The sequence below is a fragment of the Streptomyces sp. Xyl84 genome (assembly GCF_059731885.1).
The window spans coordinates 798186-820794 of sequence record NZ_AP029182.1 but is presented as its reverse complement, the minus strand read 5'-3'; the positions used below and the strand labels follow the sequence as shown (position 1 = coordinate 820794).

The 22609-nt window shown below is 73.4% G+C and carries 18 protein-coding genes; 11 read left to right on the top strand and 7 right to left on the bottom strand.

All coding sequences use genetic code 11. The features are described 5' to 3' along the window. Nucleotides 1-1233 precede the first annotated feature (1233 nt). The 4 genes from AC6I72_RS03515 to AC6I72_RS03500 all read left to right on the top strand — a co-directional run bounded on the left by AC6I72_RS03515 (nucleotide 1234) and on the right by AC6I72_RS03500 (nucleotide 5870). Nucleotides 1234-2436: an IS110 family RNA-guided transposase gene (locus AC6I72_RS03515; protein WP_497999377.1), complete on the top strand. Its 1203-nt coding sequence runs from the start codon at nucleotides 1234-1236 to the stop codon at nucleotides 2434-2436. After that, nucleotides 2433-2648 (top strand): hypothetical protein, encoded by a 216-nt coding sequence (locus tag AC6I72_RS03510; protein WP_497999375.1) that lies wholly within the window; start codon nucleotides 2433-2435, stop codon nucleotides 2646-2648. The genes AC6I72_RS03515 and AC6I72_RS03510 overlap by 4 nt, the downstream gene beginning before the upstream one ends. Nucleotides 2649-2919: 271 nt before the next feature. After that, nucleotides 2920-3732 (top strand): SAM-dependent methyltransferase, encoded by an 813-nt coding sequence (locus AC6I72_RS03505; protein ID WP_497999374.1) that lies wholly within the window; start codon nucleotides 2920-2922, stop codon nucleotides 3730-3732. Further along, complete coding sequence (locus AC6I72_RS03500; RefSeq protein WP_497999373.1) at nucleotides 3729-5870, top strand: putative bifunctional diguanylate cyclase/phosphodiesterase; 2142 nt, start codon at nucleotides 3729-3731, stop codon at nucleotides 5868-5870. Before AC6I72_RS03505 ends, AC6I72_RS03500 begins: the two co-directional genes overlap by 4 nt. A 138-nt stretch (nucleotides 5871-6008) precedes the next feature. Here the strand turns inward: AC6I72_RS03500 and AC6I72_RS03495 are convergent, their stop codons facing one another. After that, nucleotides 6009-6908: a LysR family transcriptional regulator gene (locus AC6I72_RS03495; protein WP_498004579.1), complete on the bottom strand. Its 900-nt coding sequence runs from the start codon at nucleotides 6906-6908 to the stop codon at nucleotides 6009-6011. Between the two features lie 285 nt (nucleotides 6909-7193). Between AC6I72_RS03495 and AC6I72_RS03490 the strand changes: the two genes are divergently transcribed. Further along, nucleotides 7194-8081: an NAD(P)H-binding protein gene (locus tag AC6I72_RS03490; protein ID WP_497999372.1), complete on the top strand. Its 888-nt coding sequence runs from the start codon at nucleotides 7194-7196 to the stop codon at nucleotides 8079-8081. Nucleotides 8082-8474: 393 nt separating this feature from the next. Here the strand turns inward: AC6I72_RS03490 and AC6I72_RS03485 are convergent, their stop codons facing one another. Next, a complete protein-coding gene (locus tag AC6I72_RS03485) occupies nucleotides 8475-9362 on the bottom strand; it encodes a LysR family transcriptional regulator (protein WP_497999370.1) in 888 nt (295 codons plus the stop codon). A gap of 119 nt (nucleotides 9363-9481) precedes the next feature. On the opposite strand from AC6I72_RS03485, the gene AC6I72_RS03480 reads away from it, so the two are divergent. The 5 genes from AC6I72_RS03480 (at nucleotide 9482) to AC6I72_RS03460 (ending at nucleotide 14680) form a co-directional block, all read left to right on the top strand. Further along, on the top strand, nucleotides 9482-10153 hold the full coding sequence (locus AC6I72_RS03480; protein WP_498004578.1) for a succinate dehydrogenase: 672 nt from the start codon (nucleotides 9482-9484) through the stop codon (nucleotides 10151-10153). A 1-nt stretch (nucleotide 10154) separates the two neighbouring features. Next, nucleotides 10155-12104: a fumarate reductase/succinate dehydrogenase flavoprotein subunit gene (locus AC6I72_RS03475; protein WP_497999368.1), complete on the top strand. Its 1950-nt coding sequence runs from the start codon at nucleotides 10155-10157 to the stop codon at nucleotides 12102-12104. Then, entirely contained in the window at nucleotides 12101-12850 is a 750-nt protein-coding gene (locus AC6I72_RS03470; RefSeq protein WP_497999366.1) for a succinate dehydrogenase/fumarate reductase iron-sulfur subunit, read from the top strand. Before AC6I72_RS03475 ends, AC6I72_RS03470 begins: the two co-directional genes overlap by 4 nt. 247 nt (nucleotides 12851-13097) lie before the next feature. After that, entirely contained in the window at nucleotides 13098-13871 is a 774-nt protein-coding gene (locus AC6I72_RS03465) for a GNAT family N-acetyltransferase (RefSeq protein ID WP_497999365.1), read from the top strand. Further along, nucleotides 13871-14680: a lysophospholipid acyltransferase family protein gene (locus tag AC6I72_RS03460; protein ID WP_497999364.1), complete on the top strand. Its 810-nt coding sequence runs from the start codon at nucleotides 13871-13873 to the stop codon at nucleotides 14678-14680. The genes AC6I72_RS03465 and AC6I72_RS03460 overlap by 1 nt, the downstream gene beginning before the upstream one ends. 129 nt (nucleotides 14681-14809) lie before the next feature. Here the strand turns inward: AC6I72_RS03460 and AC6I72_RS03455 are convergent, their stop codons facing one another. The 4 genes from AC6I72_RS03455 to AC6I72_RS03440 all read right to left on the bottom strand — a co-directional run bounded on the left by AC6I72_RS03455 (nucleotide 14810) and on the right by AC6I72_RS03440 (nucleotide 20986). After that, the gene (locus AC6I72_RS03455; RefSeq protein ID WP_497999363.1) at nucleotides 14810-16579 is read right to left on the bottom strand and encodes an NlpC/P60 family protein; all 1770 of its coding nucleotides are present in this window, start codon (nucleotides 16577-16579) and stop codon (nucleotides 14810-14812) included. A gap of 167 nt (nucleotides 16580-16746) precedes the next feature. Beyond that, nucleotides 16747-19110 carry an ATP-binding cassette domain-containing protein gene (locus tag AC6I72_RS03450; protein WP_497999362.1) on the bottom strand — a complete coding sequence of 788 codons (2364 nt, stop codon included), beginning with the start codon at nucleotides 19108-19110 and terminating at the stop codon, nucleotides 16747-16749. Between the two features lie 556 nt (nucleotides 19111-19666). Continuing rightward, nucleotides 19667-19987 carry an NIPSNAP family protein gene (locus tag AC6I72_RS03445; RefSeq protein ID WP_497999360.1) on the bottom strand — a complete coding sequence of 107 codons (321 nt, stop codon included), beginning with the start codon at nucleotides 19985-19987 and terminating at the stop codon, nucleotides 19667-19669. A gap of 30 nt (nucleotides 19988-20017) precedes the next feature. Next, nucleotides 20018-20986, bottom strand: coding sequence for an NADP-dependent oxidoreductase (locus AC6I72_RS03440; RefSeq protein ID WP_497999359.1), 969 nt, complete (start codon nucleotides 20984-20986; stop codon nucleotides 20018-20020). Between the two features lie 140 nt (nucleotides 20987-21126). Here AC6I72_RS03440 and AC6I72_RS03435 point away from each other — a divergent pair, with 140 nt between their 5' ends. Further along, nucleotides 21127-21504, top strand: coding sequence for a winged helix-turn-helix transcriptional regulator (locus AC6I72_RS03435; protein WP_497999357.1), 378 nt, complete (start codon nucleotides 21127-21129; stop codon nucleotides 21502-21504). Nucleotides 21505-21573: 69 nt separating this feature from the next. On the opposite strand, the gene AC6I72_RS03430 is transcribed toward AC6I72_RS03435, so the two are convergent. Beyond that, nucleotides 21574-22572, bottom strand: a complete 999-nt coding sequence (locus AC6I72_RS03430) for an LLM class flavin-dependent oxidoreductase (protein WP_497999356.1) — start codon at nucleotides 22570-22572, stop codon at nucleotides 21574-21576. Nucleotides 22573-22609 lie beyond the last annotated feature (37 nt).

Below are 22609 nucleotides of genomic sequence, written 5' to 3'. Positions count from 1 at the left end.
TCGGGGTGGGGGACGGCGTGGGTGTGGGCGGAGGCTTCGGGCAGAGGGGGAACGGAGGCCAGGAGCCGCCTCCGGCCACCGCCACCGCCACCGTTCCGCCCGGTCCCGTGGAGGCGTACGCGCAGGCGTCGGCGGCGGCCGGGACGGCGGGTGCGCCCACGCACGTCCACGCCACGGTCGCCGGGGCCAACACCCGCAGGACCAGGGCGAATCGGGTCGGTTTCGGTCGATGCACGACGGAGATCATGAGCCTTGACGGGCCCCCGCACGCCGACGCGCCGGTGGATTGGTCCGAAGGGGGGAAAGAGGGCGTGCGCGGGTTTGGCCGGGCATTTCCCCAGCCGTCGCCGATGCGCACGCCTGTACGTAGAGGTACGCACACGTGCTCTCGTGGGCGCGAGTGCGCCCTCGTACCCGGCCCCGTACCCAGCCTTGCGCGTCCGGACAAGGCCGGGCCGCGACGGAACGGGGGCGTCCTCGGCGCGCGTACCCAGTGCCGTGCGGCGGCGCGGCAGGGCTCCGCACCGCGCGGCAGACCACGGGAGCCGACGACGAACACCTCCTGGCGGAGCGCCCTCTCTGGTGCCGACGGCCGCGGCCGTACCGGCGCGGACGAGGGCGTGGGGCCGGGGCGGCGCGCCCCCGGCGGGCAACCGGAACGTCGGAGCGGCGGCCCCGGCCGCCGGGTCCGGCGGCCACGGTGCCGGCGACCGGGCGGGATCCGCCGACGCCGTGGCCGACGTCGTGGCGGACGCCCCCGACGCCGGTGCCGCGGCCACGGACGGACCCGCGGCCACGGACGGGCTTGCGGGCTCCGGCGGGCGGCCGGGCGTCACCAACCACTCCGGACCGGGCAAGGCGCTGACGGACGGTGCCGCGACGGCCCTCTGCCGCTGCGACCGGGACACCGCGCGGCCGCCCGCGTCGCGCGGCAACGGCGACCGCGCCACGGCCCGGGCCCTGGCTCCCGCCCCGTTATCTTTTTCGCGGTCCTGCAAGAGGGCCGCTGGCCTCCGGGCCCGGCATGACTGTTGCCCCCTGTCGATCGGATGACCTGGGGGGTGGTGTCACCGGGTCCGAGGGGTGCCGTCGGAGACGCTGATCAGAGGTCCGACCACCGTCCTGCCGGGCGCAATGCCCGGCCGCTCGCGGGCGGCAGGTCTGCATAACGTGGCTGCGCGAGAACGGCTCCCGACCCTGGGGCCGGCACGCATCGACGCATGTGGGGGCACGGTGATCAGCATCGACGGGGTGGACGTCTTCCTGGGCCTGGACGTCGGCAAGCAGACGCATCACGGACACGGTCTGACCCCGGCCGGGAAGACGGTCTTCGACAAGGCGTTGCCGAACAGCGAACCAAAGCTGCGGGCCGTCTTCGACAAGCTCAAGACCAAGTTCGGCACCGTCCTGGTGGTCGTGGACCAGCCCGCCTCCATCGGCGCCCTGCCGCTGACCGTCGCCCGGGACACCGGCTGCCAGGTCGCCTACCTGCCCGGCCTGGCGATGCGCAGGATCGCCGACCTCTACCCCGGCGAGGCCAAGACCGACGCGAAGGACGCCGCCGTCATCGCGGACGCCGCCCGCACCATGCCCCACACCCTGCGCACCCTCGTCCTGACCGACGAGGCCACCGCCGAGCTGACCGTGCTGGTCGGCTTCGACCAGGACCTCGCCGGCGAGGCCAACCGCACCTCCAACCGCATCCGCGGCCTGCTCACCCAGTTCCACCCCAGCCTCGAACGTGTCCTCGGCCCCCGCCTGGACCACCCGGCCGTCACCTGGCTCCTCGAGCGCTATGGATCCCCGCAGGCCCTGCGCAAGGCAGGCCGCCGCAGGCTGGTCGAGATCGTCCGTCCGAGGGCACCGCGGATGGCCGAGCGGCTGGTCGACGACATCTTCACCGCGCTCGACGAACAGACCGTCGTCGTCCCGGGCACCGGCACTCTCGACGTGATCGTCCCGTCGCTGGCGAAGTCGCTGGCCGCCGTCCACGAACAACGCCGGGCCCTTCAGGCCAGGATCGAAGCCCTGCTGGAGGCCCACCCTCTTTCCGAGGTCCTGACGTCGATGCCCGGCATCGGAGTCAGGACCGCCGCAGTCCTCCTGACCACCGTCGGTGACGGCAGCAGCTTTCCCACCGCCGCCCACCTGGCCTCCTACGCCGGCCTCGCCCCGGCAACCCGGCAGTCCGGCACGTCGATCCATGGTGAACACGCCCCCAGAGGCGGGAACCGGCAGCTGAAACGGGCGATGTTCCTCTCCGCGTTCGCAGCCCTCCACGATCCCGCCTCCCGCACCTACTACGACCGCTGCCGAGCCCGCGGCAAGACCCACACCCAGGCCCTCCTCCGCCTCGCCCGCCACCGCATCAGCGTCCTGTTCGCCATGCTCCGCGACGGAACCTTCTACGAACCGAGGAACCCTCGACTCGCTTGACGAAAGACATAGAGGCACCCCCCGCGGCCGGCGCCACGGCCGGTCCCGGCATCGACCAGGCCCTCCTCGGCAAGGTCACACGCACCGACGGCACCGGAGAGTTGACGATCGTGGGACGGCCCGCCCCCGGCTACGCCGAGGACACCGAGGCCGGCCAGGTCGACGCCCAGGGGGTGGGCGGCACCCGGTACGCCCTGGCGCCGACGGCCTGAAGGCGTCCCCGGCGAGCCTTCCGGGCCCCACCGCTCCCTTCGTACCGCCGCCACGCCGGAGGGGCGGTCCTCGTGTGCCGGTGCGCACACCGGGGGACCCTCACCATGCCCGCACATCGGCGCAATCCACCTTGTTGCGGACGTCCGGCGGGCACGTGCGCCGCAGGTGGTGACCGGGAACGGACGGTCAATTTCCGTTTCCACTCGCCCCTTTGGCGGGCGATCAGTAGCCTCAGCTCGAACACCGGATCGCCTACGTTGTGGAGAGAAGATGGAGCGTCCCGCCTGGGCCCCACGGAGCATCGACATCTCGATGCCGAGTGTCGCCCGGATCTACGACTACTACCTGGGCGGTTCGCACAACTTCGAGATCGACCGCGAAGCGGCCCGCAGGGCCATGGAGTTCATGCCGGGGCTGCCCAAGGTCATGCAGGCCAACCGGGCGTTCATGCGCCGTGCCGTGCGCTTCGCCGTGGACGAGGGCATCACCCAGTTCCTGGACGTCGGCTCCGGCATCCCGACCTTCGGCAACGTCCACGAGGTCGCCCAGGCCGCCCGGCCCGGCGCGCGGGTGGTCTACGTCGACCACGACCCGGTGGCGGTCACCCACAGCCAGGCCGTCCTCGCGGACAACGACGACGCGGACGTGGTCGCGGCCGACCTGCGCAAGCCCCATGAGATCCTCGCGAGCCCCCAGTTGCAGCGGTTGATCGACCTGAATCGGCCGGTGGCCCTGCTTCTCGTTGCCATACTTCACTTCGTGGAAGACTCGGACGACCCGTACACCGCGGTGGCCGAACTGCGTGACGCGCTCGCGCCCGGCAGCCTGCTGATCCTCACGCATGCCTCGTACGAGGGAATCCCGCTGCCGCCGGAGCGGAGCGAGGGCGCGGTCGACGTATACAAGGGCATCCGCAATCCGCTGATCATGCGCTCGCGCGAGGAGATCGCGCGGTTCTTCGAGGGGTACGACATGGTGGAACCCGGACTGGTGCCGATGGCGCGCTGGCGGCCTCAGACGGCGCCGGAGGACGAGGATCCTTATGCCTTCTCCGGTTTCGCCGGCGTGGGACGCACGGCGTGAGCACGCAGCCGGACGGCCCGGAGGACAGACTGCGGCGGCTGACCACGATCTGGAGCAGGGCCGTCTTCCCGGTGACCTCCACATCGCTGACCCGGCCGGAGTTCGAGGAGCGACTCCTGCCGCTGGCCCGCAGACTGAGCCGGGCGCTGCGCGCCAGGGCGTTCGACGCGGCGGAGGGCGAGGCGGTCGGCGCCGCGCTGATCGGGGCGCACTGCACGGCGCCCGAGGCACTGAGCCGCTCACTGGACTGCGTGGACGCCTATCTCGTTCTCTACTGCGGCGAGGACGGTGATCCGGAGGACCTGCGGGCCCGCTCCGCGCGCCTCCAGCACGCCATGGCCGCCGGGTTCGCGCGGGCGCTGCGCGAGCGCACCCTCACCGAGCAGGAGGCCATCGCCCAGGCCGCGCTGCGCGCCCAGGGCGTGGTCGCCCAGGCGCTGCACGCCAGTGAGGCCCGTTTCCGGGCCGTGTTCGAAGGCGCGGCCATAGGCATCGGCATCGCCGATCTGGAGGGCAACGTCCTGCAGGTCAACGGCGCGTTGCTGCGCATGTTCGGCGGTTCCGAACAGCACTTGCGCGTCCGCAACGTCCGGGAGTGGACGCACGCCGAGGACGCTCCGCAGATCTGGCGGCTCTACCAGGAACTGGTGCGCGGCGAGCGCGAGCACTACCACGTCGAGAAGGCCTTCTACCGCCCCGACGGCACGGTCCTGTGGACCAACCTGACCGTCTCCCTGCTCCGTGACCCCGACGGCAACCCCCAGTACCAGCTGGCCCTCATGGAGGACACCACCGAACGGCGGCTGCTGAACCTGCGGTTGCGCTACGAGGCCACGCACGACGCGCTCACCGGCCTGCCCAACCGCACCCTGTTCTTCGAACGCCTGGAGAAGGCGCTGAACGCGGGGGAGGACCGCCGCTTCGGCCTGTGTTACCTGGACCTGGACGGTTTCAAGACCATCAACGACAGCCTCGGTCACGCCGCCGGCGACCGGCTGCTGGTGGAGGTCGCCGACCGGCTCCAGGCCTGTGCGACGGCGCCCGGCGAGATGGTCGCCCGGCTCGGCGGCGACGAGTTCGTCGCGCTGACCACCGGACCCGACAGCCGCAGGGAGGTCGACGACCTCGCCGCCCGCATCATGAACGCGCTGCTGGCGCCCGTCCGCATCGACGGCCGGGAGCTGACCGTACGCGGCAGCATCGGCGTCGTCGAGGGGCCGGTGACCGGCCGCAGCGCCGCGGAGGTGCTGCGCAGCGCCGACATCACGATGTACCGGGCCAAGTCGGCGGGCGGCAACCGCTTCGAGCTGGCCGACCCGGAGGCCGACGCCCGCGCCATCACCCGGCACGGGCTCACCACGGCGCTGCCCACCGCCCTCGACCGGGGCGAGTTCTTCATCGAGTACCAGCCGCTGGTGCACCTCGGCGACGGCAGCGTGCGCGGCGCGGAAGCGCTGGTGCGCTGGCTGCACCCGCAGCACGGGGTGCTCGGCCCGGACCGGTTCATCCCGCTCGCCGAACACACCGGGCTGATCGTCCCGCTGGGCCGCTGGGTCATGGAGCAGTCGGTGCGCCAGGCCCGCGAGTGGCGGGAGCTGCACGGTGACGGCGCGGCCGGACCGCTGCGCATCAACGTCAACCTCTCGCCGTGCCAGCTCACCCATCCCGGGCTCGTCCAGGACACCGTCGACATCCTGGAGCGCGCGGGCGTGGCCCCGGACGCGCTGTGCCTGGAGGTGACCGAGTCCGCCCTGATCGGCGCGGACGACGACCTGCTCAAACCGCTGCGCCGGCTCGCCGAGATGGGCGTGGACATCGCCCTGGACGACTTCGGCACCGGCTACTCCAACCTGGCCAACCTGCGCCGGCTGCCGGTGAGCGTCCTCAAACTGGACCGCTCCTTCACCCAGGGCATGCAGCAGTTCCCGGCCGACCCCGTCGACCTCAAGATCGTCGAGGGGATCGTCGCCCTGGCCCACAGCCTGGACCTCGCCGTCACGGTCGAGGGCGTGGAGACCGGCGCCCAGGCGGAACAGCTGCGGATACTGGGCTGCGACACGGCCCAGGGCTGGTACTACGCCCGCCCGGGCCCGCCGGACCGGCTGCACGAACTGGCCCTGGCGGACGCCACGGGCTGAGGGACGGACCCCTGTGCCGACAGGGGGCGGGGCGGGACGGACCGTTGTGCCGGAAGGGGGCGGGGCCGCCCGCAGGCCCCGGCCGTAAGAGGCAGACCGGGCAGGCAGGTCCGGGGCGTGGCGGGCGGCCTCGCGGCGTCAGCGCCCCACGGGCTGCATGCCTGCGGCCGGCCCGTGCTCGGCCGGGGCGGTGGCCGCAGCCGTCGCCCGCTCCGCGGCCACGTCGGTGGCGGCGCGGACGAGTGCCGCCGTGGCCCTCGAACGCGACTGCTGCGGCCAGGCGATCGTCAGCACGACCGGGGACGCGTCCACCAGGGGGCGGTAGGCGACGCCGGGGCGCGGATAGCTCCGGATCACCGAGGCCGGCAGGACGGCGATCAGTTCACCGAGGGCCACCCGGGTCAGCAGCTGGGCGAGATCCTGGCCCTCGCGCCTGACCTCGTCGATGTACTGTTCGAGGTCCCCCTCACGCCGGCCCAGCCCCAGGTCGTCCAGGGCGAGACGGGTGCGGGCGGCGAGCGGGTGCCCCGCGGCCACGGCGGCCACGCGCGTCTCGGCGGCCAGTGTCTCGCTGTCCAGGCCGGTCCTGTCGTACGGCTCATGGGTCAGCGCCACGTCGACCTCGCCCCGGCGCAGCAGCGCGGGGGCCTCGCGCAGGTCGCACAGGCGCACCGTGACCGGGACGGCGTCGGGGTCGGCGGCGAAGCGTTCGAGGACCGGCTCCAGCAGTCCCGCGTCGCCGTCCGCCTTCATCGCCAGGACCAGCCCGGTCTGCGGCGCCGCGGCCCGTCGCGCCCGGCGGCCGGCCGCCTCCAGCGCGTCCAGCGCGATCCGGGCCTCCCTGAGCAGCACTTCACCGGCCGGGGTCAGCGCGACCCGGTGCGTGGTCCGTTCGAACAGGGTGGCGCCGAGGTCCGACTCCAGGCGGCGCACGGCACGCGACAGGGGCGGCGGTGAGATGCCCAGCCGCTCGGCGGCGCGGGCGAAGTTGAGTTCCTCGGCGACCGCGACGAAATAGCGCAGCGGACGGGACTCCAGAGCCCCCGCGGCCTCCTCCGTCCCCTCGGGTCGTCCCGGCCCCACGGTCCGTACGGCCGCCCCAGGCCCCGTCGTTCGCGCGGCTTCCGTTGCTCCCATGGTTTCCCCCTGCCGTCGGTATTACCTCTACGGTAACAAGCGGGAGCGGATCGGTCCTTCAGTCCGGGCGGCCCCGGGCGGAGTATCGACCACGTCGGCAACTCGGGCCGTCCGGCCCGGCGTCCGCCGTCCGCACCGCCGGGTGATGCCCTCGGTGTCCATCCCTCCCCTTTTTCTGGAGTATCCGTGATCGTCGTGACCACCCCGACCGGCCAGATCGGCCGGCCGCTCCTCGACCGTCTGCTCGACGCCCCGGACGCCGGCCCCGTGCGGGTGATCGTCCGAGACCCGGCGCGCCTCGCGCCGCAGGCGCGGGAGCGGGTGGAGGTGTTCCAGGGCTCGCACAGCGACCCCGACGTGCTCGGGGCGGCCTGTGCGGGCGCCGACCAGGTCTTCTGGCTGGTGCCCCCGACCTTCGCCGCCGACAGCGTCGACGGTCACTTCCGCAGCTTCACCGAGCCGTTGTGCCAGGTGATCGAGGCGCAGGACGTCCAGCGCGTGGTCGCCGTCTCCACGCTGGGCCGCAAGGTCGCAGAGAACGCCGGCCAGATCTCGGCGTCCCTGGCCATGGACGACGAGATCATGGCCACCGGCGTGCACTACCGCGCGCTGTGTCCGCCGTTCCTCATGGAGAACCTGCTGGGCCAGGCGCCCGCGATCCGGGACGGCGGTGTGTTCCGCATGGCGGCCGACAGCACCCAGGTCCTGCGCACCTGCGCCACCGGCGACATCGCCGCCACGGGGGCCCGGCTGCTGCTCGACGGCTCCTGGACCGGACAGGAGGACGTCCCGCTGGTCGGGCCCGACGCCCTGACGCCCGAGGGCATGGCCGAGGTGGTCTCCGAGGTGCTGGGCCGGTCCGTCCGTATGGAGCTGACCGGCATCGAGGACTACCGCAGGGCGCTGCTCAGCCGGGGGGCGAGCGAGTCCGTGGCGCGGGGCATGGCCGACATGGCGCGGGCCATCACCGAACAGGGCTTCTACGGTGCCGCGGCCCCGAGCACCCCCGAGACGGCGCCCACGTCCTTCCGCCAGTGGTGCGAAGAGGTGCTCAAGCCCGCGGTCCGCGGCTGAAACCGGGGCGGCCCGGCACGTCGTCCGGGCCGCTGCCCGCCCGCCTGCCCGTGTCCTGGCGTGGCGGGCCGCACCGCCCCGGACCGGCCACCCCGGCGTCCGGGATGGCCGCCGCACAGTCCCGGGCCCCCGGGCCCCCGCGCCCGGGAGCGGCCGCCACCCGAGCGCCGGGAGCGGCCTGCCCTCCAGCCGCGGAGCGGCCCGATCACCCCGCGCCCGGGAGCGTCCTGCCACCCAGCCTGGGAGCGTCCTGCCACCTGGCGGCGGAGCGGCCCACTGCCCAGCCCTGGAGCGGGCTGCCGCCCCGTGCCCGGGAGCGGTCCGATCACCCCGTGCCCGGGAGCGGCCCACCGCCCAGCCCGGGGAGTTTCCGGCCGCCCCGCCCCGCGCGCCTCACCGTTCCAGCAGCATCCGCTGCAGTTCCCTGGCCGCCCTGGGCGGGGCCACGTCGCTGCGGTGGGCGAGGGCGATCGTGCGGTACAGGCCGGGGCGGGCCAGCGGGGTGACGCGCAGGCCGCGCCCGGAGCGGGTGGCGACCATGCGCGGTACGACCGCGACGCCCAGCCCGGCCCGTACGAAGCCCAGCACGGCGTCCATCTCGCCGCCCTCGACGGCGAAGTCCGGCTCGAAGCCCTCGGCGCGGCACGCGGCGACCGTCAGCTCCCGCAGGTCGTAGCCGTGCCGGAACATCACCAGCCGCGCGCCCTCCAGGTCCGCGATCCGGACCGTGCGCCGCCCCGGGGCACCGGGTGGGGCGGCCTCCGGCGACGACACCACGACCAGGTCCTCGCGCAGCAGCTCCACCGTGGTCAGCGCCGGGGAGGGGGTGGGCAGCGGCAGCACGACCAGCGCGAGGTCCAGGGCTCCGCGCGCCAGTTCCCGTACGAGGTCGTGCGAGCCGCTCTCCTCGATCAGCAGCCGGATGCCGGGGTAGCGGTCGTGGAAGGCGCGCAGCACGTCCGGCAGCAGGCCCGTGCACAGACTGGGCGTCGCACCCAGCCGCACCCGGCCGCTGCGCAGCTGCACCAGCTCCTGCACCTCGTGCCGGGCGGTGTCCGCGTCGGCGAGGATGCGCCGGGCCAGCGGCAGCAGCGCCTCGCCCGCGTCGGTGAGCGTGATGTTGCCCCGCGCCCGCAGGAACAGGTCCGCGCCCAGCTCCCGCTCCAGCGCCTTGATCTGCTGCGAGAGCGAGGGCTGGGCGACGTGGACCAGATCGGCGGCGCGGGTGAAGTGCCGGGTCTCGGCCACCGCCACGAAGTACTGGAGCTGCTGGAACTGCACCCAGCCATGATAGCCGGACCCTATCGAAACGAGCCGGACCATGTCTTGGACCGATGGGCCCGACCGGCTCTAGCGTCATGGGCATGGCTCTGGCAACGCGGACGGACCGACGGCCGTCCATGGCACGCACCGTGTGGCACTCGACCGTCGGCAAGAAGACCGTGATGGCGGTCAGCGGCCTGATCATGCTGCTGTACCTGGTCGCCCACATGATCGGGAACCTGAAGATCTACTTCGGCGCGGGCGAGTTCAACCACTACGCGCACTGGCTGCGCACGGTGGGCGAACCGTTCATGCACTACGAGTGGACGCTCTGGCTCATCCGGGTCGTCCTCGTGGTCGCGGTGGTCGCCCACGCCGTCTCCGCGTACCAGCTCAGCCGCCGCGACATCAAGGCACGCCCGGCCAAGTACGTGCACGCCAGGCCCCGCGCGAGCTACGCCACCCGCACCATGCGCTGGGGCGGGATCATCCTCGGCCTGTTCATCGTCTGGCACATCCTGGACCTGACCACCGGCACCGTGCACTCCGGCGGCTTCCAGGAGGGCCACCCCTACCAGAACGTCGTGGACACCTTCTCGACCTGGTACGGAAACGTCATCTACATCGTCGCCATGCTGGCGCTCGGCCTGCACATCCGGCACGGCTTCTGGAGCGCCGCCCAGACCCTCGGCGTCGGCAGCCGCAGGCGCGACCGCGTCCTGAAGACCGTCGCCAACGTCCTCGCAGTGCTGCTCACGGCCGGCTTCATCGCCGTCCCGGTGGGCGTGATGACCGGAGTGGTGAGCTGACATGACCTCCTACGCGGACTACACGACCGGCGAGCCGGTCGCCGACACCAAGGCCCCCGCCGGTCCGGTCGCCGAGCGCTGGGACAAGCGCCGTTTCGAGGCCAAGCTGGTCAATCCGGCCAACCGGCGCAAGCAGACGGTGATCGTCGTCGGCACCGGCCTGGCCGGCGGCTCGGCCGGCGCCACCCTGGCCGAACAGGGCTACCACGTCGTCCAGTTCTGCTACCAGGACTCCCCGCGCCGGGCCCACTCCATCGCCGCCCAGGGCGGCATCAACGCCGCCAAGAACTACCGCAACGACGGCGACTCGGTCCACCGCCTGTTCTACGACACCGTCAAGGGCGGCGACTTCCGCTCCCGCGAGTCCAACGTGCACCGCCTCGCCCAGATCTCGGTGGAGATCATCGACCAGTGCGTGGCCCAGGGCGTCCCCTTCGCCCGCGAGTACGGCGGCCTGCTCGACACCCGCTCCTTCGGCGGCGTCCAGGTCTCCCGCACCTTCTACGCCCGCGGCCAGACCGGCCAGCAGCTCCTCCTCGGCGCCTACCAGGCGCTGTCGCGGCAGATCGCCGCCGGGAACATCGAGATGCACCCGCGCACCGAGATGCTCGACCTGATCGTCGTCGACGGCCGGGCCCGCGGCATCGTGGCCCGCGACCTGATCACCGGGAAGATCGACACGTACTTCGCGGACGCCGTCGTCCTCGCCTCCGGCGGATACGGCAACGTCTTCTACCTGTCGACCAACGCGATGAACTCCAACGCGACCGCGATCTGGCGGGCGCACCGGCGCGGCGCGTACTTCGCCAACCCCTGCTTCACCCAGATCCACCCCACCTGCATCCCGCGCACCGGCGACCACCAGTCCAAGCTGACGCTGATGAGCGAGTCGCTGCGCAACGACGGCCGCATCTGGGTGCCGAAGGCCAAGGGCGACACCCGCCCGCCGAACCAGATCCCCGAGGACGAGCGCGACTACTACCTGGAGCGCATCTACCCCTCCTTCGGCAACCTCGTGCCGCGCGACATCGCCTCCCGCGCCGCGAAGAACGTCTGCGACGAGGGCCGGGGCGTCGGCCCCGGCGGCCAGGGCGTCTACCTGGACTTCGCGGACGCCATCGGGCGCATGGGCCGCGACAAGGTCGAGGAGAAGTACGGCAACCTCTTCGACATGTACGAGCGGATCACCGCGGAGAACCCGTACGAGGTGCCCATGCGGATCTACCCCGCCGTGCACTACACGATGGGCGGCCTGTGGGTCGACTACGACCTGCAGACCACGATCCCCGGCCTGTTCGCGATCGGCGAGGCCAACTTCTCCGACCACGGCGCCAACCGTCTCGGCGCCTCCGCGCTCATGCAGGGCCTGGCCGACGGCTACTTCGTCCTCCCGGCCACCATCAACGACTACCTGGCCCGCCACCCCCGCCAGGACCCGGTCACCGCCGGCCACCCCGTCGTCCAGGAGGTGCTCGCCGAGACCGAGGACCGGCTCAACCTGCTCCTCGCCGTCGACGGCGACCGCACCCCCGACTCCTTCCACCGCGAACTGGGCGAACTCCTGTGGGAGCTGTGCGGCATGGCCCGCACCGAGCCCGGACTGCGCAAGGCACTGGAGCGCATCCCGCAGATCCGGGAGGAGTTCTGGCGGCGCATCAAGGTCCCCGGCACGGGCGAGGAGTTCAACCAGTCCCTGGAGAAGGCCAACCGCATCGTCGACTACCTGGAACTGGCCGAGCTGATGTGCCTGGACGCCCTGCACCGCGCCGAGTCCTGCGGCGGCCACTTCCGCGAGGAGTCCCAGACACCCGACGGCGAGGCCGCCCGCAAGGACGACGAGTTCGGCTACGCCGCCGCCTGGGAGTTCACCGGCACGGGTCAGGCCCCCACCCTGCACAAGGAAGACCTGGTCTTCGAGTACGTCCACCCCACCCAGCGGAGCTACGCATGAAGCTCACCCTGCGCGTCTGGCGGCAGAAGAACGCCGACGCCGATGGCACCATGTCCACCTACCAGGTGGACGGCATCTCGCCCGACATGTCCTTCCTGGAGATGCTGGACGTCCTCAACGAACAGCTCATCCTCTCCGGCGAGGACCCCGTCGCCTTCGACCACGACTGCCGCGAGGGCATCTGCGGCGCCTGCAGCCTGGTCATCAACGGCGACGCGCACGGCCCCGAGCGCACCACCACCTGCCAGCTGCACATGCGGTCCTTCCGCGACGGCGACACCATCGACGTCGAACCGTGGCGCGCCGCCGCCTTCCCGGTGGTCAAGGACCTGGTCGTGGACCGCTCGGCGTTCGACCGGATCATCCAGGCCGGCGGCTACATCACCGCCCCCACCGGCGCCGCGCCCGAGGCACACGCCACCCCCGTGCCCAAGCCCGACGCCGACCTCGCCTTCGAGCACGCCGAGTGCATCGGCTGCGGCGCCTGCGTCGCCGCCTGCCCCAACGGCGCGGCGATGCTCTTCACCTCCGCCAAGATCAACCACCTCAACGTCCTCCCGCAGGGCGCGCCCGAGCGCGAGACCCGCGTCCTCGACATGGTCGCCCAGATGGACGAGGAGGGCTTCGGCGGCTGCACCCTGACCGGGGAGTGCGCCACCGCCTGCCCCAAGGGCATCCCGCTCGTGTCGATCACCGGCATGAACAAGGAGTGGCTGCGCGCCACCCGCAAGGCGGCCAGGCGGTAGCCGGCGGCACAAGAGCTGCGAAACCTCCAGGACGTTCGCCGAGGGGGCGGACGGGCGGGGCCGGGAGTGGTGCTCATCCCCGGCCCCGTCTGCTTGCCGCGCACCCACGCCGTTCAGCAACCCCACATCCCCTCTCCCGGCACCGGACACGCGCCCGCCAACCGGCATCGGAAGAACAGGACCGGCAGCCTGGGACCGCTCCCGCTGCCCGCACCGCCGATCCCGGCCCGCGACCATGGAGAGAGCCATGACCGGTGTCACCGCACTCGACCGCCCGCCGCAGCCCACGGCCCCCGCCCGCTACACCGTCACCCTCGCCCGCGACGAGGCCGGCGTCCGCGCGGCCCAGCGCCTGCGCCACGACGTGTTCGCCGCCGAGCTGGGCGCCGTGCTCAGCACCCCCGAACCCGGTCACGACATCGACGCGTTCGACGCGTACTGCGACCACCTGCTCGTGCACGACACCGTGAGCGGCCAGCTCGTCGGCACCTACCGGCTGCTCCCCCCGGAACGTGCCGAGGCCGCCGGACGGCTCTACGCCGAGGGCGAGTTCGACCTGAGCGCGCTCGCCCCGATCCGGCCCGGCCTGGTCGAGGTCGGCCGCTCCTGCGTGCACCCCGACCACCGCGACGGCGCCGTCATCGGCCTCATCTGGGCCGGCATAGCCCGCTACATGACCGGCCGGGGCCACCAGTGGCTGGCGGGCTGCTGCTCCGTACCGCTCGCCGACGGCGGCGCCCTGGCCGGCGCCACCTGGCAGCGGGTGCGCACCCGGCACCTGGCACCGCCCGAGTACCGGGTACGCCCCCGGCTGCCCTGGACGCCGGGCGGCGAAGCCCCCGCCGCCGCCCCCGGCGAGCTGCCCGCCCTGCTGCGCGGCTACCTCCGGCTGGGCGCCTGGGTGTGCGGCGAGCCCGCCCACGACCCCGACTTCGGCGTCGCGGACCTGTACGTCCTGCTGCCGATGCGCCGGGTCGACCCGCGCTACCTGCGGCACTTCCTCTCGCTCGTACCGGCCTGATGAGCGGCTGGCTGCCCGGCGCGCCCTGCACCCCCGGGGCGTGTGTGGCGTCCACGGAACCGGCGGCGGCCCTGCCGCGGGCCGTCCTGCGGCTCGTCGCTCTCGCCGCGCTGGTGCTCGCCGGGATCGTGCTCTGTCCGCTCGGCGGGCGGATCCCCGCCCACTGGGTCGCACGGTGGTGCCGTGCGCTCGTGCGGTCCGCGGGCGTACGGGTACGGATCTCGGGCACCGCCGCGCCCGCCGGCGGCCTCCTGCTGGTGGCCAACCACATCTCCTGGCTGGACGTCCCGCTGCTGGCCGCGGTGCGCCCGGCCCGGGTGCTCGCCAAGGCGGAGGTCCGCCGCTGGCCCCTGGCCGGTCCGCTCGCCGCCCGGGGCGGCGCCCTGTTCATCGAACGGGACCGGTTGCGGGCCCTGCCCGGCACCGTCGCGCGCATCGCCGGGGCGCTGCGCGCGGGGGCCGCGGTCGCGGCCTTCCCGGAGGGCAGCACGTGGTGCGGGCGCGGCCAGGGCCGCTTCCACCGGGCCGTCTTCCAGGCCGCCCTCGACGCGGGGGTACCGGTTCAGCCCGTCACCATCCGCTACCGCCGTGCCGGGGGAGCGACCAGCACCGCCCCCGCCTTCGTCGGTGAGGACACGCTGGCCGCCTCCCTGTGGCGGGTGGTGCGGGCACGCGGGCTGGTCGCCGAGGTGTCCGTGCGGCCCGTCGTCCCGCCCGGCAGCCACCGCGACCGGCGCGCGCTGGCGCGGGCCGCCGAACCGGGCCGGACGGTGGAGCCGTACTGGACGCACGCCGCCCTGGTGGCGTAGCGCCGCACCGGCGGGCGCGCGTGGCGCCGCACCGGCACGCGCGCCCGCCGGTGCGGGCGCATGCCCGGGAGGAGCTGGGCACGGCCGGGCGGGACCTCGGCCCGGCGCCCGTCGTGCCGCACCGCCGGTTCAGATGCGCCGTACCGTGTGCAGCGACCGGGCGTAGGTGCCGGTGCCGTCCAGGAGGGAGGCGCCGCCGAGGTCGGACATGGTGGGCCCGTCGACGGTCTTGCGGCTGGACAGGAAGCGGCGCCCGCCGGCCGCGTCCGTGCCCAGGTAGATCCCGACGTGGTCCACCGTCACGGTCTGCCCGGCGGGGTCGTCGTCGCCGGAGTCGGCGTTGAACAGCACGAGGTCGCCGGGCTGGAGCTGGGTCGCGGCGGGCGGCGCGGTGCCGTCGGTGCGGTCGACCAGCACACCGGGCGCGTGTTCGGCGATGTCCCGGGACTTGCGCGGTATCCGCTCCCCGGAGGTGTCCGCGCCCGCCGCCATCGGCACACCCATGTGGTAGCCGTAGACCATGCGGGTGTAGCCCGAGCAGTCCAGGTTGCCGGCCTGCTTGCTCGACGGGCCGGTGTAGGCGCCGTCGGGGAAGGTCCAGCCGACGTTCATGTACTCGTGGAAGTCGGCGCCCTCGTAGCGGTAGCCGTGCGGGTCCAGGTAGCCGTAACCGGCCTCGCCCAGCACCTGCTTGCCCCGCGCGGGGCCGTCCCCGGCGGTGAGCGCGGGCGCCCCGGCCAGGAACATCGCGGCGTGGGCGAGGACGTCCGGCGCGGTGGAGCCGGCCCAGCCGCGCACGGTCTGTTCCAGCTCCGCCGTCCACGTGCCGTCGAAGGGCCGCGGCAGCACCCGCACCCAGTCGCCGTGGGTGACGGTGGGCGGGGCGGCCCAGTTCGCGGCGTCCACCTGGAAACGGCTCACCGTCAGCGTGACCGGGAGGTTCGTGCAGCCCTTGTTCGCCAGCGCGCGCAGGCCCACCCGGCCTTTGCCGAAGGTGCTGTCGGTGACGTCCGCGGCCCAGCCGGACGGTTCCGCCGCGTCCGTACGCCAGGCCTTGACGCGGATCCGGGACCCCTCGCGGCGCACCCGGATCGTCCAGTCGGTGCCCGCCGCGCCGGTGGGGGCCAGCACCACGGCCGGGACGAGCTGGGTGACCGTGTCGGCGACCTCCTTCTCCACCCGCAGCTCCACCGCGCCGGTGGTCAGGAAGGACAGCCGGGCCCGGTAGTTGTTGTGCGTGTCCTGGTAGCCGAAGGACAGGGCGTACGAACAGGCCTGGCCCGTGGGCACCTTGTCGAACCGGGCCACCGACCGCACGTCGACGTCGGTGATCTCGTCGTCGCGCAGGGTCGCGTGGCGGCTGGCGTAGTCGGTGGTCAGCGTGATCACCCCGCTGCCGGGCACGACCGAGTAGTCCGTCGCGTCGGGGCCGAGCGTGGACCAGCTGCCGCCGCCCGGGGACGTCCCCCAGTACGTGCGCTGCTCCACCGGCAGCGATGTGTCGGGCAGCGTGCGGCCGAAATCGTCGGTGAAGGGCCGCTTGTTCTCCGCGAACGTTCTTCGCGGGCCCGGCAGCAGCACGGTCCGGGCGCCGTGGGTCAGCAGCGCGATCCGTCTGCCGCCCGAGGTGACCTCCGTACGGGCCGGTGTCCCGGGGAGCACGGCGGTGGTGAGCGGGGCGGTGAGCGTCACCGGGGTGAACCAGGAGGCGTCCAGCGGCGGCAGCGTCACCGAGGAACGGGCCGCGGTCAGCCCGGCCGGTGCGGGCAGCGGGTCCACGGCCGCGCCCGCGGCGCCGGAGGCGGCGGCCCGGGCGGGAGCTGCGGCCAGGGCGCCCAGCGGAACGGCGGCGGAGGCGGCGAGTGCGGTCAGCAGACCGCGACGAGAGGTGTGTGTCATGCCCCCATGATCGAGTACGTCCCGGCGGCCCGGCCCGCCGAGCCGCGTACTCACCCCGAGTGCCCCGGGTGAAGGCCCGGTTCACGGGAGAGCGGACCCGGCGGCCGGGCCGCCGAGCCTGGTGCTCACCCCAAGCACCCTTGGAGAAAGCCCCGTTGCACGGAGGATCAGTCCCGTTCCCCGGCCGCCGGGGGCGACGCGTCCGCGAGGGCACGGGCCAGGTAGGGAGCCGTGGCACTGCCCGGTGCCCCGGCCACCTCGGCGGGTGTCCCCGCCGCCACGATCCGGCCGCCCGCGTCACCACCGCCCGGGCCGAGGTCGAGGACCCAGTCGGCGTCCGCGACGACGGACATGTCGTGCTCGACGACGATCACCGTGTGCCCGGCGTCCACCAGCCCGTGCAACTGCCGCATCAGCACCTGGACATCGGCCGGGTGCAGGCCCGTCGTCGGTTCGTCCAGGAGGTACAGGGTGTGTCCGCGGCGGCCGCGCTGCAACTCGCTCGCCAGCTTGATCCGCTGGGCCTCACCGCCCGACAGCTCGGTCGCGGGCTGCCCCAGCCGCAGATAGCCCAGTCCCACGTCGAGCAGGGTCTCCAGGCTGCGGGCGACGGCCGGGGTGTCGGCGAAGAACTCCGCCGCGCCCTCCACCGTCATGTCCAGCACCTGCGCGATCGTGCGCCCCCGGTACGTCACGCGCAGTGTCTCCTGGTTGTACCGGGCACCGCCGCAGTCCGGGCAGGGCGCGTACGTGCTCGGCAGGAACAGCAGCTCCACGCTCACGAACCCCTCGCCCTGGCAGGTCTCGCACCGCCCGCCGGCCACGTTGAAGGAGAACCTCCCCACCCCGTAACCGAGTTCGCGGGCCGTTTCCGTGCCCGCGAACACCTTCCGCACGACGTCGAAGAGCCCTGTGTAGGTCGCCAGGTTGGAGCGCGGGGTCCGCCCGATCGGCCGCTGGTCCACCGACACCAGCCGCCCCACGCCCGGCAGTTCCTCCGTGATCTCGCCGATCAGTGTCGACTTGCCGGACCCGGAGACCCCCGTCACGGCGGTGAACACACCCAGCGGGAAATCGGCCGTCACCGCGCGCAGGTTGTGCCGGGTCACCGGACCCACCGTCACCCGGCCGCGCGGCTGCCGCACCCGGCGCCGCGGTCCGGCGGGGCCGCCGAACAGGAACCGGGCCGTGGCCGAGCCGGCCACCTCCGCCAGCCCGGCCACGGGCCCGCTGTGCAGCACCCGCCCGCCGTGCTCCCCGGCCAGCGGACCCACGTCCACGACCCAGTCCGCGCCGCGCACGACGTCCAGGTGGTGCTCCACCACGAACAGCGAGTTGCCCGCCTCCTTGAGCCGCTGCAACACCGTGAGCAGTGCCTCGGTGTCCGCCGGGTGCAGGCCCGCCGACGGCTCGTCGAGCACGTACACCACGCCGAACAGCCCCGACCGCAGCTGTGTCGCCAGCCGCAGCCGCTGCAGCTCACCCGCCGAGAGGGTGGGCGTGGACCGGTCCAGGGAGAGGTAGCCGAGGCCCAGCTCCACGACGGGCGCGATACGGGACTTCAGGTCGTCGGTGAGCAGCCGGGCGGCCCCGGACGACCCCTGGAGCGTCCCGGCCAGCTCGGTCAGCGGCAAAGCGGCCAGCTCGGCGATGGTGCGGCCGGCGAAGGTGACGGCCAGCGCCTCGGGCCGCAGCCTGCTGCCGCCGCAGGCCGGGCAGGGCGCGGAGGTGAGGAAGCGCTCCGCCTTCGCCCGCAGCGCCGCACTCTTCGACTCGGCGAACGTCTTCATCACGTACCGCCGGGCGCTCATGTACGTGCCCTGGTAGGGCCGCTGGATCCGGCCGGCGTCCCGCACCGGGTGCACGGTCACCACCGGCTGCTCGTCCGTGAACAGGATCCACTCCCGCTGCTCGGCGGGCAGCTCGCGCCAGGGCCGGTCCACGTCGTGGCCGAGCGCGTCCAGGACGTCCCGCAGGTTCTTGCCCTGCCAGGCACCGGGCCACGCCGCGATCGCCCCCTCACGGACGGACAGCGACGGATCGGGGACCAGCAGCTCCTCGCTCGTGCGGTGCACCCGCCCCAGCCCGTGGCACTGCGGGCAGGCCCCGGCCGCCGTGTTCGGCGAGAAGGCGTCCGAGTCCAGCCGCTCGGCGCCCGGGGGATGGTCACCGGCCCGCGAGTACAGCATCCGCAGCGAGTTGGACAGGTTGGTCACCGTCCCCACCGACGACCGCGAGGTCGGCGCCGCCCGCCGCTGCTGCAGCGACACGGCGGGCGGCAGCCCGCTGATCTCCCCGACCTTCGGCGCCCCGACCTGGTGGATCAGCCGGCGCGCGTACGGCGCCACCGACTCGAAGTACCGCCGCTGCGCCTCGGCGTAGATCGTCCCGAACGCCAGCGACGACTTCCCCGACCCGGACACCCCCGTGAACACCACGAGCGCGTCCCGCGGCACATCGACGTCCACGCCTTGGAGATTGTGCTCACGGGCGCCGCGGACGCGGACGTACGGGTCGTGGGGGGTGTGCATGCAGGAGCTCCGGCGGACAGGGGCGACGGCAGGGGGTGAACCACGCGATCCTACGCGGCCGCTCCGGAACACGCCGGTCAGACGTCCCGCCGGACCGGCGGACCCCGGGGGGCGGTCCGGACGCCCTGTCCGAGCCCGTCGTCCGCGCTCGGCCCGGGCCGAGGTCGCCCTCCGGCCGCCGTACCCCTCACGGTCCCCGACGCCGGACCGGGTCCGTTCGGAGCACGGAGACCTCCGCACGCCCGCGCGCGGTGGCGATCCGGCACGCGGGAGCACCTCCACGCGCCTCGGTGCGGAGGAATGCCCGAAATGACGGACGGGCAGTGAGCAGGCGTAACTGCGGGCCAGGCGCAGACGGCCGGTCTCGGTCAGGGGTGCATTACGGTGGGGCACGAGGGCCTTTCTGTCAGGTGTAGACGTCGCAATCCACACCGAACCGGAAGGCCCTCACCTGTTCAAGATCCCTCAGCCGAGACCTGGCTCACCCGTCCACAACCTCCCGAGACAGAACACCCAGGGCGAGTGGGTGGCGAGGTGATGGCGGTGGGCGCCGGGGTCAGCGCAGGGGTGAGGCGGGAGTGGGGACCACGCGGGTGACGACGGTCTTCTCGGTGTCCAGGAGGCTGCGGACCACCGGGCCGATCTCGTTCGTCCACCGGTCGTGCTGGTGGACGGCCGCGTACAGGGCCTCGCTCTGGGCCTCGTCCTCGAACCGGCGGATCCACACGCAGCCGTCCTGGTCCTGGTCGTCGACGAACGAGGCGGTCACGTCCATGCCCAGTGAGGCCTGGAAGGGGATGACGACGTCCTCCATGTAGCGCACCCATGCGCCGCGGCGTCCGGGCCGCGCCTGGTAGCGGCGGATCTCGTAGTACACGGTGCTCCTCGAAGCCGCTTGCGGACGCGGTCAGCCGGTGACGCTGAGGACGAGCTTGCCGCGGGTGCGGCCGGCCTCGCCGCGGGTGTGGGCCTCGGCGGCCTCTTCGAGGGCGAAGGTCTCCTCCACCTCCACGGCGACGCGGCCGGCGTCGATCAGGCCGGTGATCGTCGTGAGCGCGGCGCCGTCCGGCTCGACCAGGAAGGGGGTGGCCCGGACGCCGGCCGCTTCGGCGGCCCGGGCCAGTTCCGGGGAGACCCCGGCCGGGATCGCGACCAGCAGACCGCCGGGGCGCAGGACCTTCAGGGAACGCGTGCTGGTGCGGTCGTGGCCGTCGCCCACCAGGTCGATGACGACGTCGACGCCGGCGGTGGCGTCCTCGAAGGGGGTGGTGGTGTAGTCGATGGTCTCGTCGGCCCCGAGTTCCTTCAGCCAGGTGTGCCGGGCCGCGCGGGCGGTCGCGATCACGTGCGCGCCCCGCTGCCGTGCGAACTGGACCGCGAAGTGGCCGACCCCGCCCGCCGCGGCGGTGACCAGGACCCGCTGACCGGCCTGGACGTGGGCGGTGTCGACGACGGCCTGCCAGGCGGTGAGCGCGGCCAGGGGCACCGCGGCGGCGTGGACGTGGTCGAGGGCGGCGGGCTTGCGGGCGAACTGCCGGGCCGGGGCGGTCACGTACTCGGCGTAGGCGTTCGCGGCGCGCGGGAACCACGGCATGCCGTACACCTCGTCGCCGGGCTTCAGCGTGGTGACACCGAAGCCGGCCTCCTCCACCACGCCCGACACGTCCCAGCCCAGGGTGAACGGCGGCTCACCGAGCACCCCGGCCATACCGCCGCCGGCCCGGCTCTTCCAGTCGACCGGGTTGATCCCGGCCGCGTGCACCCGGACCAGCACCTCGGTGGGCAGCGGCACCGGACGCGGCACCTGCTGGACCCGCAGCACCTCCGGACCGCCGAAACCGTCCTGGACCACCGCACGCATCGTCTCTCCGGACATGTGTCATCTCCTGTGAAGCATCCTGGGGAACGGCCGTTCGCGGCCCTCCCGTCGACGTCGATGACGCTATCCCCAGAGCTATACTTACCTTCAAGGTCCACTACTTCCCATCGGGAAGTGTCCTGGTGAGGAGAGTGAGCATGACGACCACCTGCCCCAGCGGCCAGCACGCGCACCATGACGTGTACGCCGCTCAGTGCCCGTGCCGCGCCCTGCTCGACCTGCTCGCCAACAAGTGGTCCGCCCTGGCCATCGGCGCCCTGGAGGAGGGGCCTCAGCGCTTCGGAGAACTGCAGCGCAAGCTCCAGGGCATCAGCCCCAAGGTGCTGACCCAGACCCTCCGCCGCCTGGAGGACTCCGGGATCCTCGACCGCACCGTCTACCCGGCTGTGCCCCTGCACGTCGAGTACTCCCTCACGCCCCTCGGCCACAGCGCGGCGGTCCCGCTCAACGCGCTGCGCGCCTGGGTCGAGGACAACGTCGACCGGGCCCTGCGCCGCGAGCCCGCCACGCCGTGACGGGGTGGGCGGCCCTGCGGGGCCCTGCCGCCGCAGGCGCCGCCGGACGCCGGACCCGGGTGTTCCGGCCTATGCCGTGAAGAGCCCCGCCAGCCGCCGGTAGGAGTCCACCAGCGCCGCACGGTCGTACGTGCTCGTGGTGACCAGGACCTCCTGGGCGCCCGTCTCCTTCAGCACCGTCCCCAGTTCCCGCGCGACCTGCTCAGCCGTGCCGGCGAGGTGGCCGCGCAGACCGGTCTCGTAGAAGCCGCGCTCCTTGGCGGTCATCGCCAGGGAGGCGACGCGCTCGGCCGGCGGCAGCGGCGGGAAGGTGCCGCGGGTGCGGGCGTGCGCCATGGACCAGGCCTCCGGGACCAGCAGACGGCGGGCCTCCTCCTCGGTGGCGGCCACCGCGATCGTGCCGGAGACGACGACATAGGGCTCCGGCGCCCAGGGGGAGGGGCGGAAGGCCGACCGGTAGCGGTCGATGCCGCGCAGCATCTTCTCGCGGTCGCGCAGGTCGCCGATGACCATGGGCAGGCCCGCCCGCGCGGCGATCACGGCCCCTTCGCCCATGGCCAGCACGAACGGCGGCACACGCAGCCCCTCGGCGGGACGGGCGTGCGCCCCCGTCGGGGACGTGCCCTCGAACCAGCCGAGCAGTTCGGCCAACTGGGCCGCGAAGTCCTCGGCGTCGTCCTTGTCGCGGCCCAGCGCCCGGCGTACGCCGTCGGTGAAGCCGACGGAGCGGCCGAGGCCCATGTCGACGCGGCCGGGGAACAGCGACTCCAGCACCCCGAACTGTTCGGCCACGACCAGCGGACGGTGGTTGGGGAGCATGACCCCGCCCGTGCCGACCCGGATCGTGCGGGTGGCGGCCGCCACGGCGGCGGCCAGCACGGTCGGCGCGGATCCGGCGACCCCGGGCACGCCGTGGTGCTCCGAGACCCAGAACCGGTGGTAACCGAGCCGCTCCGCCTCCTCGGCCAGGCGCACGGTGTCCCGCAGGGCCTCGGCGGCCGGACGGCCCTCCCGGGTCCGGGAGCGGTCCAGGACGGAGAAACGGGTGGACTCGATCAAGGCACTCACACCCGGTTCAACGCGGGACAGCGCCCATGATTCCCGT